Consider the following 17,101-nt stretch of genomic DNA (forward strand, 5'->3'; position numbering starts at 1 on the left):
TTGGGCTAGGCTGACCGCGTGAGTCAGTTGCGCAAGTGTTCGCGGGTGGGGTGTCAGAGACCGGCCGTCGCAACCATGACATACCAGTACCAGGAGGCCACGGCGGTGATCGGGCCGCTTTCGCCCACCGCCATGCCCGGTGCTTTCGACCTCTGCGCGGACCACCTACACACCGTCTCCATCCCGCGCGGGTGGCAGATTGTGCGCCTAAAAACAGATTTCGAGGAGGCGCCGCCCTCGGATTCGGACCTCATGGCGCTCGCGGATGCTATTCGGGAAACGTCAAAGCGTCCGGTGCCGCCGCCCACCCGTGCGCAGCGTGAGATTCGTCGCCCCGCGGATATAGGGTCCGGGAGTATTCGTCGCGCCAGCCTTCATGCGGTTCCCGCCGCCGACGCCGATGCCACCGCCTCGCCCGGGGAGGCGGGGGTGGAGGGTGCGCACGTAGATAACGAGACGCATGTGCGTGGCCGACAGGCGGGAGAGACCGGCGAGCCCTCTGGGCTCAGCGACGCTGCCGGAACGATGGGGCGGCCCGAACTACACGGTGTGGATTTGAGTGACGCTGATAGCCTGCTGGACAAGCCGTCCGGTCACCCCGAGCCGGGGGAGTAGGGCGGACCGCTCGCGGAATGCTTTCAAGAAGCTGACGCGGGGTGCGCTTGCCGGTCGCGGGGTGCTGACCGACGGTGGGCGTGTCGGAGCGTCCTGGCATAATGAGTGTCAGCGAAAGGGGAGGCAATGGTTACGCGGATTCTGGTGGTGGATGATGACCCGGGTATCTCGGAGATGGTGGCAATTCTCCTGGAGAGTGAGGGGTATCAGGCCACCGTGGCGGCCACCGGGCCCTCGGCGCTCACCCTGTTCCGCGCGGAGCACCCGGATCTGGTACTGCTGGATGTCATGCTGCCCGGCATGTCCGGGGTGGACGTATGCAAGGAAATCCGTGAAGAAAGCGATGTGCCCATCGTGATGATGAGCGCGCGTACAGATTCCGTGGATGTCATTGCTGGGCTTGAGGCCGGTGCGGATGATTACGTCACCAAGCCCTTTGAAAACGATGTGCTGCTTGCCCGCGTGCGCGCTCGGCTGCGCCGGCAGGAGCCGGAGGCGGAAACACTCACCATATCTGACCTCACCATTGACCTGCGCGGTCACCAGGTGCTGCGTGACGGGGTGGACCTTAAGCTCACCCCGTTGGAATTCGATCTGCTGGTGGCATTGGCGCGTAAGCCCTACCAGGTATTTTCCCGCGAGGAGCTTCTGGACAAGGTGTGGGGATACCGGCACACGGGCGCGGATACTCGGCTGGTGAATGTGCACATCCAGCGGTTGCGTTCCAAAGTGGAGAAGGATCCTGATAATCCGCAGGTGGTGCTCACGGTCCGCGGGGTGGGCTATCGAGCGGGGGCGCCACGCGAGTGAAGATTAAGCATGCCGCGGGGCGGGTATACCGCAGCCTCGGCAGCCAGGTGCGTGCATTTGTCACCGGCCTAGGGGGACAGTGGTCCGGTTCGCTGGCCACCCGTGTGGTGGCTGTGGTGATTGCTGTCGGGCTGGTCACGGCGGTGGTGGGCAGCGCCATCGTGGTGACAGAGGTACGTTCGCGGCTGTTTGACCGCTCGGTGGCCGCGCTGGTGGATCAGTACTCCACCACGGCTACGCAGGCTCAGTATTCGCTGGACTCCATGAATGCGGCCACCGCCGGTCAGATCCAGCAGTACGCAAATGATCTGGTGGCCGGTCAATACGATCCGGTGCAGAACGTTTACGGTGGCGCGCTGTTACGTACGCCCGGCCAGAGCGGCACCAGCTTCACCATCGCGGAACCGGTCACACAGTCGACGGTACAGATTCGTGACCTCATTACCACGGATCTACGTAAGGCCGTGCGGGGTGCGGACGGCTCTACGTTCTGGCAGTCCGTCGGCCTGGTGGACTCCGGCCACACCACTCCCGGCATTATCGTGGGTTCCACACTCCGCCTGGGTGGCGCCGGCAACTACGAGTTTTATTCGGTTTATTCTCTGGAATCCCAGGAAACCATCCTCTCCATGGTGTCTCGCATTCTCACCCTGGCGCAGGCGGTCATGCTGGTCATTATTGCTATCGCCGTGCTCATCGTGGTGCGTTACGTGGTGCGGCCGGTGCGGCAGGCCTCGCAAAATGCCCAGCGTCTCGCCGCGGGTGCATTTGATGTCCATATGAACGACGACGGTGAGGATGAGCTCGCTCAGTTGGGCCGCTCGTTTAATCAGATGGCCGATTCGCTGCGCGATCAGATTGCGGAACTGGAGCGGCTCTCCAATGTGCAGCGCGATTTTGTGTCGGCCGTGTCCCATGAGCTGCGCACGCCCGTTACCACCATTCGCATGGCGGGCCAACTTATTTATGACAAGCGGGCCGAACTGCCGTCCGCACTCAAACGCAGCGCGGAGTTGCAGCACAATCAGCTCATTAACCTGGATGTGATGCTGGCGGATCTACTGGAGATATCCCGGTTTGATGCCGGGGCGATGACACTTCACACCTCTCAGGCAAATTTGGTGGATATTGTGGTACGTGTTGTTAACAATGCGCGTCCTCTCGCGGATGACAACGGGGTGGAGGTGACGGGCAGCCAGCAGGGTGATACGACAGCGGAGATCGAGCCGCGGCGCGTGGAGCGGATTGTACGCAACCTGGTGGTGAATGCCCTGGAGCACGCGGAGGGCGGGCACGTCCATATCCGCGTGGTGGGCGGTGCCACGGCCGTGGCCGTGGAAGTCTCGGATAACGGCATCGGGCTGAGCGAGGAACAGGCTGCGCACGTATTCGATCGCTTCTGGCGCGCTGATGAATCCCGCGTCCGTAAATCGGGCGGTACCGGTCTGGGCCTTACGATTGCCCGCGAGGATGCGCTGTTACACGGTGGGCGTCTGCAGGCCATCGGCGAACTCGGGGTGGGGGCCACGTTCCTGCTGACGCTGCCGCGTACCCAGCAGACGCATTGGACCGCTTCGCTTGAGCTCCATGTGGGAGCAGACGTGGGGCTGGATCCGGCGGATGTGCCGATTGACTTCCGGCCGCCATCGCCGCCCACCGGGGAAATCCCGAAGATTCCTGCGCCTGTTTCACCCACACCCGAGGCGCCGGCCGGCAACCCGGAAGGAGGAAACCATGCGTAGATCCGTTGCGCTGTTGGCAGCGCTGCTCCTGGTCCTTGCCGGCTGTGCCGTGCTGCCCCGCTCCGGTCCCGTTAACCAGGTGGAACCCTCACCCACGCAGGCGGGGCGCATTGGCCTGTCCGCAGCGCCGCCGCGCGAAGGGGCCTCTCCACATGACATCGTGGCAGGCTTCCTCGTGGCTGCTCGCGCGGGGCTGGACGATGATTTCACCGTGGCCCGGCAGTTTCTTACGAAGGACGCGGGCAAGGCGTGGCAACCGTTGGCTGCCGTCCTCGTGTATCCGGATGATCAGAACGTGAAAATTTCGGAGACGGCATCCCCGTCCGCCACGTCAAGCACGAAGAAAACGGATACCGAAGCGGACCAGCAGGTGATTGCGGTGAGCGTTGGCGCGCTTGCTTCCCTGGACGAGGCCGGTGTGTACACCGAATCCGCCACGGATTCGCGGGTGAGCCGCCAGTTCAGCCTTAAACGTGAGAACGGGGAGTGGCGTATTGCCACGCTCGATGATGGCGTACTTCTTAGCCAGCACATTTTCACCGACCAGTACGTGAAGGCGCCTCTCTACTTCTTTAACCAGGGAGATACCCAACTGGTGCCGGACGTGCGCTGGTATCCGCGGCGGGCGGTGGCGGCGTCGGCGATGGACGGCTTGCTGGCCGGCCCCTCACCCTGGCTGCAGAACGCCGTGTTCTCCGAGATTCCGGATGGGACGGAGTTGGACAGCCCGGTTACTGTCATGGACGGCGTGGCGCAGGTCAATCTTTCCTCGGATGCGGTGACGGGTCCCGTCTCCAAGCAGCGGCTCATGGCTGCAGAAATCGAGGAGACGCTCACGGAGCTGCCCGGTGTCCAGAACGTCACCATCAGCGCGAAGGGTGTGCCGCTGGATCTGCAATCCGTGCCGGATGTTTCCGTGTATCCCTATGCCGCATATCCCGTCACGGCGCTGCGCGGGGGCCAGCCGGTGTCCGTGACGGATTCGGCCGCCACCCCGCTGATGCGAAGTCTGGGTGGCTTTGCGGCGGGCCAGGTGGCGGTGGCCTATGAGAATCCGGCGGAAACACTGGCGTTTACGTCCACGGATGGCAAGAGTATGGCACTCGCCAATGTGGCTACCGGGAAGGTGAGCCGCGTGCTCTCCGGCACCAGTCTGGTGGCGCCCTCCTTTGATCTGTACGGATGGGCGTGGACCGGCGAAAAAACGAATAACGGCCAACTCGAGGTGGCGAATCCGAACGGGCATACCACCTCGGTGATGGCTCCCTGGCTTGAGGGGGCAACGGTCCATGACGTTCGCGTCTCGCGGGACGGCGGGCGCATTGCCGTGGTGGCGGAGACAGGCGGCTCCTACCACGTGTTCGTTGCCGCCGTGGAGCGTGACGACGCCGGCATACCACTCTCGCTGGATGACCCGGTGCGTTTGGGACAGCGGCTCTCGGAAATTCGCTCGATTGCGTGGGTGAGTGGTTCGGATCTCCTGGTGCTCGGCCGGATAAGTAGCGGCGCGGATCTGGGCGTGTACCGCCTGACTGTTGGTGGGCCCATGTCCCTTGAGGCGTCGGTCGGGTTCGACGCCGTCGCCCTGGCGGCCGGACGCGATGACCAGGGCATCGCCGTGGTGGATTCTGCCGGCACCCTCCGGATGCGTTCAGGTGGTGGCTGGCAAAAGCTGGCAACCGGGATCCAGGACGCCACCTATCCGGGCTAGCCGGGCGGCCGGGCGAATAACCCGTGGTTGCGGGCTGTGGACGAACGGGGAGGCCCCGGCTTTCGGCGTGGCAGGCTCGAAGCATGAACATCCTCAAGGAACTGGGGCTACTGGCACTCCCGCGAAGCTGTGCGGGATGCGGGGCGTGGGATACGGCGCTGTGCGGTGCCTGCCAGGAGCGGTTGGCGGGCCGGTGGCGGGAGGCTCCGCCCGCGCCCCCTACCTCCTTCGTGTGCTTCCGGCCGACGCGGCATCCCCGGGGCTCGATCGTCCCGGGGATGCCGTTCCGCTGTTTCCCGTCTATGCACTAGGCCCCTACCGCGATGAACGGCGCCGCACCATTATCCACTGGAAGAACGTCAATGACGCGGCACTGTCCCGGGCCATTGCCGCCATTGTGACCGAGCGTGTGGTGGCCCTCGCGGGTGGGGAACGCAGCGCCCCTTCCACCGCAGCACCCATTAGCGTGGTTCCGGCACCGTCGCGCCGCAGCCGCACGCGGGACGGGCGCTTTGTGGCGGGCATACTCGCGGCGGCGGTGGTGATGGGACTCCGCCGGGCCGGCTGGGACGCCGATGTTCATAATTGTCTGCGGCAGCAGCCCCCACCGCCGGCTGATCTGCTCCGTGCCCGCATGCCTCGGCGCGGCGGTGGCCAGCGGAACAGGCGCACGAAAACCCGCAGGATCAACCTGAAACCGAATGCGAGCGTGCCTGCCGGCGGGATCGTCGTCGTCGACGATGTGCTGACCACGGGTGCCACGCTTGCCGGCTGTGCCGAGGCCCTGGATCCCACCCGGGTGGCGTTCGCCGTGGTACTGGCTGCGGCCGCTGATCCCAGAGAGCGAAACGATTCGGTGACTTCGGCCACCAAACGGTAGAATGAAGTACCCGGCGGGCTACCCCGTCGGGGCACAACCCCGTGAAGGAGGAACAATGGAGTTCGTTATTACCGGCCACGGCGCCGAGGTCACGGACAAGTTCAAGAACCACGTGGAAGAAAAACTGGGCAAGGTGGAGCAGTTCGCCCCGCGTGCCCAGCGTGTTCAGGTGGTGGTGTCCAAGCACAATGACCCGGCGCGCGCCGATGAAGCGAAGAAGATTGAGCTGACGGTAGTGGATAAGGGCCCGGTGATTCACGCAGAAGCTACCGGACCGGACCAGTACACGGCGCTTGATTCGGCCTCCTCCAAGCTGTTTGAGCGCTTACGTAGGGCCAGCGAGCGCCGGTTGGCGCGGCGCCGTGAGGGGCGCCGGGATACCACGCCCACACCGCTCAACCTCACTCCGGAGGACGTCAATATCAAGCCCGCCGAGGAAGCGCCGCAGCCCACGGTACCCACAAAGCCGGGCGAGGCAATTGAGCGTCAGGTGGGAGATTCCCCGGTGGTGGTGCGTGACAAGCTCTACGATGCGAACCCCATGACGGTGGAGGATGCCCTCTATCAGATGGAACTGGTGGGCCATCCCTTCTTCCTGTTCATTGATTCGGAAACCAACCAGCCGTGCGTGGTCTACCAGCGTCACGGATGGACATACGGTCTGCTGCGGCTCAACACCCACACGGATGCGGAGGTGCCCGAGGCATAGGTGGCGGGGTGCCGCGCAGGCGGCATAGCCGCGTGGCTGCCGGTAGATGGCTGTCATGATGGAGCACGGAGGGGCGGTGAAGCCGCCCCTTTTTTCGTGTCCTGCCCAGCGGGTGGCGTTGCTTCCCGGCCCTACTGCGACGCCGGCGCCGCTGCCCGGACCGCTCACTGCCGGATCATTGCGATGCCCGGTGCGCATGCCCGGCCGGGCCACCGGGGCGAAACCACCCGGGCGAGGCCACCCGGGCGAGGCCACCTGGGCCACTCCTCCCTTTCCACGTACACTGGGTTCCCGTCAAGCGGGGGCCGCACCGGACTCCGGCGTGAAGGAGGATTGATGGAGCAGCCAAAGGTGGCGGTGGTGGGCGCGGGCCCGGCAGGGATCTACGCGGCGGACATGATTTCGAAGGCGCGCCCGGACGCAACGGTGGATGTGCTGGAGCGTTTACCCGCTCCCTTCGGCCTGGTCCGCTACGGCGTGGCCCCGGACCACCCCCGTATCGCCCTCATCACCCAGGCACTCGCCGCCGTGCTGGAGCGCGGTGGGATGGCGTTTTACGGCAATGTCAACGTGGGCACGGACGTGAGCTTGGCGCAGGTGCGCGAGTACTACGACGTCGTTGTGGTGGCCACCGGAGCTGACCGGGAGCGGCAGCTGCGAGTACCGGGCGCGGAGAAGGCCGGTGTGTACGGGGCGGCTGATTTTGTGTCCTGGTATGACGGCCACCCGGATGCGCCACGCGAATGGCCACTCACGGCGCAGAGCGTGGCCGTGATCGGTGCGGGCAACGTGGCCATGGATGTGGCACGCGTGCTCGCCAAGGATCCGGACGCATTGGCTACCACAGACATTCCGCAAAATGTGGAGGATGGCCTGCGCGGTGCCGCAACCCGGGACGTCCACGTGTTCGCCCGGCGCGGACCGGCGCAGGTGAAATTCTCCGTTAATGAGCTTCGCGAGTTGGCCCGCACCCCGGGTGTGGATATTTCCGTGGTTCCCGAGGATTTCCAGTACGACGCCGCCTCGCAGGCACGCGTGGACTCCGTCCGGCAGGCGCACCAGGTGGCGGATCTTCTCACGTCCTGGGTTTTCGCCGATGAGCATACGGCGCCGCGGCACATCCACATCCACATGCTGCAGAAGCCGGTCGAAATCCTGGGGGAGGACCGCGTGACGGGTATCCGGATGGAGCGAACCCGCCTCATGGGTGACGGCCAGGTGGAGGGCACCGGCGAATACATTGACTACCCGGTGCAGGCGGTCTATAACGCCACCGGGTATGCCTCCGAGCCGCTGCCGCCACTGCCATTTGACGCGGAAGCGTATGTTATTCCCAACAGTGCGGGGCGGATTGCTGGCGCCCCGGGTGTGTACGTGACCGGTTGGGCGAAGCGGGGACCGGTGGGCCTCATCGGGTCCACCAAGTCCGACGCGAAGGAAACGGTGGCCTGCCTGCTGGAGGATTGGGATCAGGGCCGGATTCTGCCCGCTCCGCGGCGCGCAGAGTCCTTCCCGGATGCACTTGCTCGGCGGGGCATGCGGCTCACCACCTGGGACGGGTGGCATCGCATCGATGCGTATGAGCAGGCGCTCGGGCGCAAACACGGTCGCACGCGCACCAAGGTGGTGGGCCGGGAGGAGCTGACGGCTATCGCATCGGGCGAGGAGGCCGTACCTGCGCTTACCGGCGTCGAAACATCGGAGCCCCGCGGCGGCGGTCACACCGAGCCACCCGCCTCCCCGCCCATCGCTTCCCGCGAAACACCCATGAAACGTGACGCGAAGGGGTGCGGGGAGAACGCGTCGGCCCATAACATCGCAGCGGAAAGGAATTAGTGTGCACGGAGAATACAAGGAGCCGGGCCACAAGATGGCCGTAGCCGATCTCGATATTGTGGACGGCAAGCTCACGAACGTGAGGATTTCGGGCGATTTCTTCATCGAGCCGGATACGGCCCTGGAGCGCATCACCCGCGCGATCGAGGGATTGCCGCCGGATTCGAGCGCAGCGGAAATTCGGACGGCAATCGAGGCCGGAATCCTACCCACGGACAACATGTTTGGACTCTCGGCGGCGGGCGTGGCTACCGCCGTGCGGCGCGCCATGGGTAAGGCGCTCGATTGGAGCGATATAGATTTTGAGGTGCTCCATACGCCCGTCATCCACCCGGTGCTGAACATGACCATGGACGAAACGCTCCCGGAGGCCGTAGCGGCCGGAAAGCACAAGCCCTTCATGCGCATCTGGGAGTGGGATCGCCCGCTGGTGGTGATGGGCTCCTACCAGTCCTATGAAAATGAGATCAACCAGGCCGGTGTGGACAAGTGGGGTATCACCGTGGGGCGGCGCATTACCGGCGGCGGCACCATGTTCATGGAGGCAGGCAACTGCATCACCTACTCCCTCGTGGTGCCGCAAGCGCTGGTGGACGGCATGAGCTTCCAGCAGTCCTATCCGTTCCTGGACGCCTGGGTGATGGAAGCGCTCAAGCGTGTGGGCGTCAACGCCACCTATGTGCCGCTCAACGACATCTCCTCGGATAAGGGCAAGATAGGCGGCGCCGCGCAGAAGCACTTCGCCAGTGGCTACATGGTGCACCACGTGACGCTCTCCTACGACATCGACGCAGACAAAATGCTCGATGTTCTCAACACCGGCGACGCCGCCAAGAAAAACCGCGGGCACCGTTCGGCTAATAAGCGCATCGACCCGATGAAGTCCCAGACGGGCATGAGCCGCGAGGCGATTATCGATGTGTTCATTGACACGTTCAAGGAGCGGTACGGCGCCACGGACGGCCAGATTACGGACGAGGATCTGGCGATCGCTCAGAAACGCTACGAGGAGAAGTTCTCCCGCGAGGAGTGGATCAAGCGCGTGCCCTAAATGCTCGCAGAAAAGTGGGAGCGACCACGTTCTGGCGGGTTGACAGCATGACCGGGGGTGCTGGTACTCTCTACTGGTGCGTTCCTGATGGAACGTGCAAGGCAGGTTTCCCGAGTGGCCAAAGGGAGCTGACTGTAAATCAGCCGCGGAACGCTTCGTAGGTTCGAATCCTACACCTGCCACGAGCGGTGATCCGTTCATATGCCCTGATAGCTCAGTCGGCAGAGCGTCTCCATGGTAAGGAGAAGGTCAAGAGTTCGATTCTCTTTCAGGGCTCGGTATGGATTCCGCGCGGGTTAGTCCCGCGCGGGGCCACACGCGAGGCGGGGTAGCTCAGATGGTCAGAGCGCACGACTCATAATCGTGAGGTCGCGGGTTCAATCCCCGCCCCCGCTACGGTCCGAGTTTTCAAGAGGAGCAGGAAATGGCTAGCAAGTCAGCTGATGTTCGCCCGAAGATCACCCTCGCTTGCGAGGTGTGCAAGGAGCGTAACTACATCACGCGCAAGAACCGCCGCAATACGCCGGATCGTCTGGCGCTGAAGAAGTATTGCCCGCGCTGCCGCAAGCATACGTCCCACCGCGAGACCCGCTAGGGACCAGCTGGGCGCAGTATCGGCGAGGCTTTGAGCCTCGCCTTTTTTGTGCCCGGAGGAGAGCTCCTCAGCTTAAACCGCCGTCCGCCCCGCACCTCGCGTAGACTGCCCGGGTGAGTTGCACATTCCCGCAGTATTCAGATACCCCCATTCGTCCGGTGCCGCCCGTAGAGTCCACGCGCGCGAAGCACGGCGCACGTACCCTGGCGGATCTCACCACATTCGGCGTGGGCGGGCCCATCGGCGAGCTGGTGGAAGCCACCTCCGAGGAAGAGATGAAGGCCGCCGTGGCGCGCGCGGACGCGGAGGGCACACCGCTCCTGGTAGTGGGTGGCGGCTCGAACATTCTTGGTTCCGATGCGGGCTTCCCGGGCATTGTGCTCCGCGATCTGCGCACGGGTATCCGCGTGGAACGCGAAGCGGATTGCGAGGGCGCGATCATCTGGGCGGATGCGGGTCTGCCCTGGGACCAGCTGGTGGTGCACACGATCGCCCACGAGTGGGCCGGCTTGGAGGCACTCTCCGGCATCCCCGGCAGTGTGGGCGCCGCCCCCGTGCAGAATATTGGCGCCTACGGCCAGGAGATTGCGGAAACGATTTATCGCGTACGCGTTTATGACCGGGAGGCCGGGTACGTGCGTGAGATCCCCGCCGCGGACATGAAATTCGGTTACCGTACCTCCCTCCTCAAGCGCACCATCGGGGATCGGGGCCCGAGCCCGCGTTACATTGTGCTGTCCGTCGGCTTCCAGTTCCGCATTTCGAATCTCTCCAATCCGATTGCCTATGGACAGCTGGCAGGCGCACTCGGTGCAAAGGTGGGGGACCGGGTGCCGTCCGTGGATGTGCGGGCGGCGGTATTAGAGATTCGCGCGTCCAAAGGCATGGTTTTGGACGACGCCGATCGGGATACCTACTCGGCCGGGTCCTTCTTCACCAACCCTGTTATTCCGGTTGCGGAGGTGGATAGTCTCCCCGCGGGTGCGCCGCGGTATCCCGTGTACGACGGCGCCCTGTACACCCTGCAGTCCGGTGCGCCGGTCCGGAAGGACGTGGTCAAAACGTCGGCCGCCTGGCTCATTGACCATGCCGGTTTCACGCGCGGGTACAACATGCCCGGTCCGGCCGCCGTATCCACCAAGCATGCCCTGGCCCTCACGAATCGGGGCGGCGCCACGGGCGCGCAGGTGCGAGCCCTGGCGCGCGAGATTCAGGCGGGTGTGCGCGAAAAGTTTGGCATCACGCTGCAGCCCGAGCCGGTGGTGCTGGGAGGCCTGGGCGCTTAGAAACGCGCGGCGGCCGGATGCGGCGGGTAGGTGTCCGCCGGAGCGGTGGCCAGCCACGCGTCCACCTCGCCTATCCACGTGCGCTTCTCGCTTTCGGGAGCAAAAGAGGCGGCGATGGACTGCCGCGCCAGATCCGCCAATTCGGCGTCGGAAAAGCCCAGCTCGTCACGGACCAGTTCGTACTGCCGCGTAAGCCGGGCGAGGAACAGGAGCGGATCATCCGCGCCCAGCGCAATCTGCGCTCCGGCGTCGTACAGCGTGCGAAGGGGGACGCGGGTAACATCCGCATACACCCCGAGCGACACATTGGAGGCCGGGCACACCTCCAGAGCCACCCCCTCGTCGACGATGCGGCGCAGCAGGGCGGGGCCCTCGGCGGCACGGACCCCGTGCCCCAGTCGGTCAGGGTGAAGCGTATCCAGCACCTGGCGGATATGGGCGGGGCCGCGCAGTTCGCCCGCGTGCGGCACCAACTTGAGTCCGCCCCGGCGTGCGATGGCGAAGGCGGGTGCCCAGTCTGCCGAATTGCCGCGGCGCTCGTCATTGGAGAGGCCGAAACCCACCACCTGGCCGGGTTGGTCTCCGGCGTAGCGGACGGCTAGCCGTGCCAGAGTGCGCGCGTCCAGTGGATGATGCGTGCGCGAGGCGGCCACGATGACACCGATTGAGATTCCGAGGCTGCGAGAGACGGCGCGTGCCTCATCGAGCACAATCTCGAGGGCCGGGGTAATACCACCCACGAAGGGTGCATAGCTGGTGGGGTCAATCTGGATTTCAAGCCGGCGGGACCCGTCCGCCCTGTCATTGCGCGCGGCCTCGCGGACGATGAGGCGCATGGTGGCTTCCGTGCGGACCACCTGACGGGCGGCGTCGTAGGAGCGCTGGAAACGGAACCAGCCGCGTTCCGAGGCCGGAACGCGGAGAGCCACATTGTCCGTGAGGGATTCGGGGAGCCGAATGCCCTGTGTCCCGGCCAACTTGCGCAGCGTGGCCGGGGTGAGTGAACCGGTGAAATGCAGATGAAGATGCGCCTTCGGGAGAGCGCGAAGATTACGCCTCACAGGCCGCGATCCCACTTGCGCCGCTTAGACGCGCGAAGCGTAAGCCACACGATGGCACCGATGAGCACCGGCAGGCCGATCACGAAGGAAACAACAGCCACAAGACCGATGGTAATGACCGGGCCCATGAATGCGCTCAGCTGGGTGGCGGGAAGTGCGCCCACCTCGGCGTAGGTCTGCCCCTGTGCGTTAGTGCACGTGACCTCGTAGGTGGTGGAGTTCGGTGCCAGGAAGTAGGTGCCTTCCACCGGTATGGTGCCGGGCCCGTTGGGGTCGCCGCCGAGCTCACTGGGCATCTGATCGGTCGGTTCGGAATCGGTGGGCAGAGGGACGCCGTTGAGGGACACGGTGCAGCGTGCCTCGCGGACCGTACGCAGCAGGTCCTCCGAGTTCGCCATCGGCACCAGCAGGTAGTCCGTGCCACCCTTGAGTTCTACCTGCCCGTTCGTGGTGGTGACCGACCGGTCCGCGAGTTGTGAGGCAGGTTCCGCGATGCGCATGCCGATGAGGACACAACCGATCAGCGGTATCACGAGGAATAGCACCAGCGCGACGCCGAGGGTCACCAGCGGTCCCGTGAGCGTGGGACGCGGTCCACGCGCGTAGTAGGGCTGGGGAACTCCGGCGGGGTAGTAGCCCGCCTGCGGGGCGTACTGAGGACCCGGTGCCGTGTATGGCCCGGGCTGCGGGATGTACTGGGAACCGGGCATGGTGGAGGGCCCGGATTGGGCAGAGGGCCCCGGTTGGGAGGTGGGTTGCGCACTGGAGTCGGTAGTCCCGCGCGTTGGTTCGCCGGGCTGAGTGGAATTCCGCTGCGGATCGCTGGTGGTGGGGAAGCCTTCGGACATGATGAAACCTCCTTATTACTTCCGAGCGTATCAGCGCCGCCTCACCGCCGCGTCCTTCTTCCGGTCGATTTTTCGGTACCGGGTGGCGAGCTGGTGCTGACGCTTCGCGGGCGCGCAGGAAGCCGCGACGACGTCGTCGAACAAAACCCACGCCCGTTTACCTGGAGTTTTCTGAACGTTCATGCGCCGGACCACTGTTCCTAACCCGCGTCCGCTGTGATTAATGCGGCCATATTCGGCCTCGGTAATCCATTCAATCGGGAAAAAGAGGAGAACATGACATCCACGAAACGCCGTTCCATGGCGGCGATCGCTGGGGTTGTGGCCCTGGGAGTGTCCACCATTCTCGGGTCCAGCGGCGTATCGGCCGCGGATACGACTCAGCACCTATACAACGGCCCCGCCGATTGCGTTGCCTTTGACTCCAACGGCAACGTAGTGGCGCCCGGTCCGGGGGACTGCGCACAGTTTGGTACGGCCGGTCCGGGGCGCTCTAACGCCTCCGCTCGCAATGTCATTCTGATTATTGGCGACGGCATGGGCCAGTCCGAAATCATGGTGGCACGTAACTACCTCAGGGGCGCCGGCGGACGCTTCGAGGGCATCGACGCCCTCACCTCGCAGGGCATGTATACCCACCACTCCATCGATAGGGACGGCAAGGTCAATTACGTGACCGACTCGGCCGCCTCGGGCACCGCCTGGGCCACCGGCACGAAGTCCTACAACGGTGCCATCGGCGTGGACATCGCCGGGAAGCCGCAACAGAACCTCATCGAGAAGGCCAAGCTGGCCGGCCTTCGCACGGGCAACGTATCCACGGCGGAGCTGCAGGATGCCACTCCGGCCGTGCTGGGTGCGCATGCGCTCAACCGCAAGTGCTACGGCCCGGAGCAGAGTAAGAATTCTTCCTCCTGCAAGGGCGCCGAGTTCGAGGGCCAGTTCCGTGAGAACGGCGGCCTCGGCTCTATCTCCGAGCAGCTGCTTGATACCCGCGCGGACGTGACGCTGGGTGGCGGCGCGGCCTCCTTCAACCAGACCGTGCAGGCGGGCGGCTCCTCCCACAACCCCTACCTCCCGGCGTCGAACATGAACTGGACCGCCGGGGAAACGGTGCTCCAGAACGCCAAAGACAACGGCTACCAGGTGGTAACCACGGCCGCCGAGCTGGACGCCGTCACCGCAGCCAACCAGGACCGGCCGGTGCTCGGCCTGTTTGCGGACGGCAATATGACCACCACGTTCGCACCCTCGCAGGCAACGGTGGGTGGCTCAAAACAGGATCCGCTTCAGTGCACGAAGCAGGATACGGGCACCGAGCCGGAGCTGGGAGCCATGACCCAGAAGGCCATCGAACTGCTTGATGATCCCACCGCGGAGAAGGGTTTCTTCCTCCAGGTGGAGTCCGCCTCCATCGACAAGCGCGATCACTCCTCCGATGCCTGCGGCCAGATCGGCGAAACGGGCCGGCTTGACGAGGCGACGAAGGCTGCACTCGACTTCGCGAAACAGGACGGCAACACGCTCGTCGTCGTGTCCGCGGACCACTCCCACACCTCGCAGATCGTGGGCGACGGTGGCGATTACACCGCGCCGACTACGCGCCTCCTCACGGCCGACAAATCCCCCATGACGGTCGCCTACGGCACCTCAAAGGGTGGCTCCCAGCAGCACACCGGCGCGCAACTCCCGATCGCTGCCTGGGGACCGGGCGAGCAGAACGTGCTCGGCCAGCTGGACCAGACCGATATGCACTTCATTATTGCCAATGCACTGGGCCTCAACCCTGACAAGAGCAGCGGTAATACGGATGGGAACCTCGCCAAGCCGGCGGCCGCGCAGGCCACAGACTCCTGCCTCCTCATCAAGGAGGACGGCTCCGTGGTACCCGGCCCGGGCGATTGCGCCCAGTACGGCACCACCGGCCAGCAGCGCTCGAACGCCAAGGCCAAGAACGTGGTGCTGTTCATCGGTGACGGCATGGGTGACTCCGAACTCACGTCTGCCCGCAACTACCTGTACGGCGCCAACGGCCGGCTCCCTGGCATTGACAACCTCTCCTACACGGGTTCCTACACCCACTACTCGCTCAATAAGGACGGTACAGTCAATTACGTGACCGATTCGGCCGCCTCGGGTACGGGTTGGGCCACCGGCACGAAGTCCTACAACGGTGCCATCGGCGTGGATCTGGCCGGCACCCCGAAGGAGAACCTCATTGAGGCCGCGAAGGCCGCCGGCCTGAAGACGGGTAACGTGTCCACGGCGGAGCTGCAGGATGCCACTCCGGCCGTGCTGGGTGCGCATGCGCTCAACCGCAAGTGCTACGGCCCCGAGCAGAGTAAGAATTCTTCCTCCTGCAAGGGCGCCGAGTTCGAGGGCCAGTTCCGTGAGAACGGCGGCCTCGGCTCCATTTCCGAGCAGCTCGTTGACACGCGTGCTGACGTCACCCTGGGTGGCGGCGCGGCGGCCTTCAACCAGGCGGTTCAGGTATCAGGCACCTGGGATGACGCCACGCGGTGGACCAAGGGCAACACGGTTCTCGAGAATGCCAAGGCGAACGGATATCAGGTGGTGACCAACGCTGATGAGCTCGACGCGGTGACAGCGGCCGATCAGGAGCACCCGGTGCTCGGCCTGTTCGCGAGTGGCAACATGCCGCGTAATTTCCTCGAGAGCGTGCCCACTGTTGATGGTGCCACCGGCGAGGCCATTTCCTGCCAGGTAAACCCGGCCCGCACGGCTGACGTACCGACGGTGGCGGCCATGACCACCAAGGCTATGGAGCTGCTGCGTAACGATAAGGGCTTCTTCCTCCAGGTGGAGGGTGCCTCCATCGACAAGGCTGACCACGACGGCGATGCCTGCGGCCAGATTGGCGAACTCGATGACCTCGATCAGGCCGTCGAGGCCGCACAGAACTGGGTGAAGCAGACGGGCGAACCCACACTCATTGTGGTGACCGCCGATCATGCGCACGCCTCGCAGATCACCGCCAACGGCGAAAATACCTGGGGCACGTCCACCAAGCTCCGCACCGCGGACGGCTCGGACATGACCATCTCCTACAACACGGCCAACTCCAACGATCTTGCGGGCAAGGGCCAGGGGCACACCGGTGCGCAGCTCCGCGTGGCGGCCTCCGGTCCATCGGCCGAGAACGTGATTGGCCTGACGGATCAGACGGATCTGCACTACACGATCCTCAACGCGCTCGGCCTGTTCACCGAATCTCAGCCGGTGGAGAACAAGTTCGTGGCTGCTGAGCCGACGGACCAGCCGACGGACGAGCCAACGACAGAACCAACAGACCAGCCCACGTCGGAACCGTCCAGCACGCCGACGTCAGAACCCACCACGCGGCCCACGCAGGGCTCCGGGACCGGCGCGAACTGGTTGGCCGTGGATAATTGGAAGAACACCCTCGCCACCCGCACATTCCGCTTCGGCAAGGGACAGCCCCTGGTGGGCGACTGGGACGGTGACGGTGTGGATGAGGCCGGCATGCGCGCAGGCAACACTTTCACGCTAGAGGGCGCCAAGGGGTCCTTCGCATACGGCCGCGCCTCCGACCGCGTCCTGGTTGGTGACTTCAACGGTGACGGGAAGGATACGATCGCGGTTCAGCGCGGCAACGTAATCCACATCAAGAACACGCTCGCCGGCGGCAACGCCGACAAGAAGGTCGCTTACGGCAAGGCCGGCGACGTCGCTTTCGCGGGTGATTTCGACGGTAACGGTGAGGACACCTTCGCGGTTCGCCGTGGCAATACCTTCCACGTGAAAAACGCGCTGGCCGGCGGCAGGGCCGACGTGATGCTTCCGTACGGCAAGGTGAATGATCGGGCGGTCATCGCTGATTTCAACGGTGACCGCATCGACACGCCGGCCGTCGTGAGGTAGGCACGGTTTCGCTACCTGCTCTGGTGCGGTAACGAAAAGTGGTGGCTCCCGCCC

The 17,101-nt window shown here is 64.7% G+C and carries 13 protein-coding genes and 3 tRNA genes; 14 read left to right on the top strand and 2 right to left on the bottom strand.

Annotated features, from left to right (window positions below; all coding sequences use genetic code 11):
- Window positions 1–18 precede the first annotated feature (18 nt).
- From EIH27_RS01050 to EIH27_RS01110, 13 genes are all read left to right on the top strand, one after another.
- Entirely contained in the window at window positions 19–615 is a 597-nt protein-coding gene (locus tag EIH27_RS01050) for a DUF3499 domain-containing protein (protein ID WP_124039145.1), read from the top strand.
- Window positions 616–741: 126 nt separating this feature from the next.
- On the top strand, window positions 742–1,425 hold the full coding sequence (gene mtrA / locus EIH27_RS01055) for an MtrAB system response regulator MtrA (RefSeq protein ID WP_124039146.1): 684 nt from the start codon (window positions 742–744) through the stop codon (window positions 1,423–1,425).
- Window positions 1,422–3,167: an MtrAB system histidine kinase MtrB gene (mtrB, locus tag EIH27_RS01060; RefSeq protein ID WP_124039148.1), complete on the top strand. Its 1,746-nt coding sequence runs from the start codon at window positions 1,422–1,424 to the stop codon at window positions 3,165–3,167. Before mtrA ends, mtrB begins: the two co-directional genes overlap by 4 nt.
- Window positions 3,160–4,878: an LpqB family beta-propeller domain-containing protein gene (locus EIH27_RS01065; RefSeq protein WP_164461569.1), complete on the top strand. Its 1,719-nt coding sequence runs from the start codon at window positions 3,160–3,162 to the stop codon at window positions 4,876–4,878. Before mtrB ends, EIH27_RS01065 begins: the two co-directional genes overlap by 8 nt.
- A 193-nt stretch (window positions 4,879–5,071) precedes the next feature.
- On the top strand, window positions 5,072–5,758 hold the full coding sequence (locus EIH27_RS01070; RefSeq protein ID WP_124039152.1) for a ComF family protein: 687 nt from the start codon (window positions 5,072–5,074) through the stop codon (window positions 5,756–5,758).
- A gap of 55 nt (window positions 5,759–5,813) precedes the next feature.
- On the top strand, window positions 5,814–6,467 hold the full coding sequence (hpf, locus tag EIH27_RS01075) for a ribosome hibernation-promoting factor, HPF/YfiA family (protein ID WP_124039154.1): 654 nt from the start codon (window positions 5,814–5,816) through the stop codon (window positions 6,465–6,467).
- Between the two features lie 336 nt (window positions 6,468–6,803).
- The gene (locus tag EIH27_RS01080; RefSeq protein WP_206424848.1) at window positions 6,804–8,303 is read left to right on the top strand and encodes an FAD-dependent oxidoreductase; all 1,500 of its coding nucleotides are present in this window, start codon (window positions 6,804–6,806) and stop codon (window positions 8,301–8,303) included.
- A 1-nt stretch (window position 8,304) separates the two neighbouring features.
- Entirely contained in the window at window positions 8,305–9,354 is a 1,050-nt protein-coding gene (locus EIH27_RS01085; RefSeq protein WP_124039155.1) for a lipoate-protein ligase small subunit, read from the top strand.
- A gap of 100 nt (window positions 9,355–9,454) precedes the next feature.
- Window positions 9,455–9,536, top strand: a tRNA-Tyr gene (locus tag EIH27_RS01090).
- 21 nt (window positions 9,537–9,557) lie between these two features.
- Window positions 9,558–9,630 (top strand) — tRNA-Thr (locus EIH27_RS01095).
- Window positions 9,631–9,676: 46 nt separating this feature from the next.
- Window positions 9,677–9,750: transfer RNA gene (locus EIH27_RS01100), tRNA-Met, on the top strand.
- A gap of 28 nt (window positions 9,751–9,778) precedes the next feature.
- Complete coding sequence (rpmG, locus tag EIH27_RS01105; protein WP_124039156.1) at window positions 9,779–9,949, top strand: 50S ribosomal protein L33; 171 nt, start codon at window positions 9,779–9,781, stop codon at window positions 9,947–9,949.
- A 113-nt stretch (window positions 9,950–10,062) separates the two neighbouring features.
- Window positions 10,063–11,235, top strand: a complete 1,173-nt coding sequence (locus EIH27_RS01110; RefSeq protein ID WP_241152925.1) for a UDP-N-acetylmuramate dehydrogenase — start codon at window positions 10,063–10,065, stop codon at window positions 11,233–11,235.
- Here EIH27_RS01110 and EIH27_RS01115 read toward each other — a convergent pair.
- Together EIH27_RS01115 and EIH27_RS01120 are read right to left on the bottom strand one after the other, a co-directional pair.
- Window positions 11,232–12,296, bottom strand: a complete 1,065-nt coding sequence (locus EIH27_RS01115) for an adenosine deaminase (protein ID WP_124039157.1) — start codon at window positions 12,294–12,296, stop codon at window positions 11,232–11,234. The genes EIH27_RS01110 and EIH27_RS01115 overlap by 4 nt on opposite strands.
- Window positions 12,293–13,144, bottom strand: coding sequence for a hypothetical protein (locus EIH27_RS01120; protein WP_124039158.1), 852 nt, complete (start codon window positions 13,142–13,144; stop codon window positions 12,293–12,295). The genes EIH27_RS01115 and EIH27_RS01120 overlap by 4 nt, the downstream gene beginning before the upstream one ends.
- Before the next feature lie 276 nt (window positions 13,145–13,420).
- Between EIH27_RS01120 and phoA the strand changes: the two genes are divergently transcribed.
- A complete protein-coding gene (gene phoA, locus EIH27_RS01125; protein ID WP_124039159.1) occupies window positions 13,421–17,047 on the top strand; it encodes an alkaline phosphatase in 3,627 nt (1,208 codons plus the stop codon).
- Window positions 17,048–17,101 lie beyond the last annotated feature (54 nt).

The sequence above is a fragment of the Neoactinobaculum massilliense genome (assembly GCF_900604955.1).
GTDB lineage: Bacteria > Actinomycetota > Actinomycetes > Actinomycetales > Actinomycetaceae > Neoactinobaculum > Neoactinobaculum massilliense.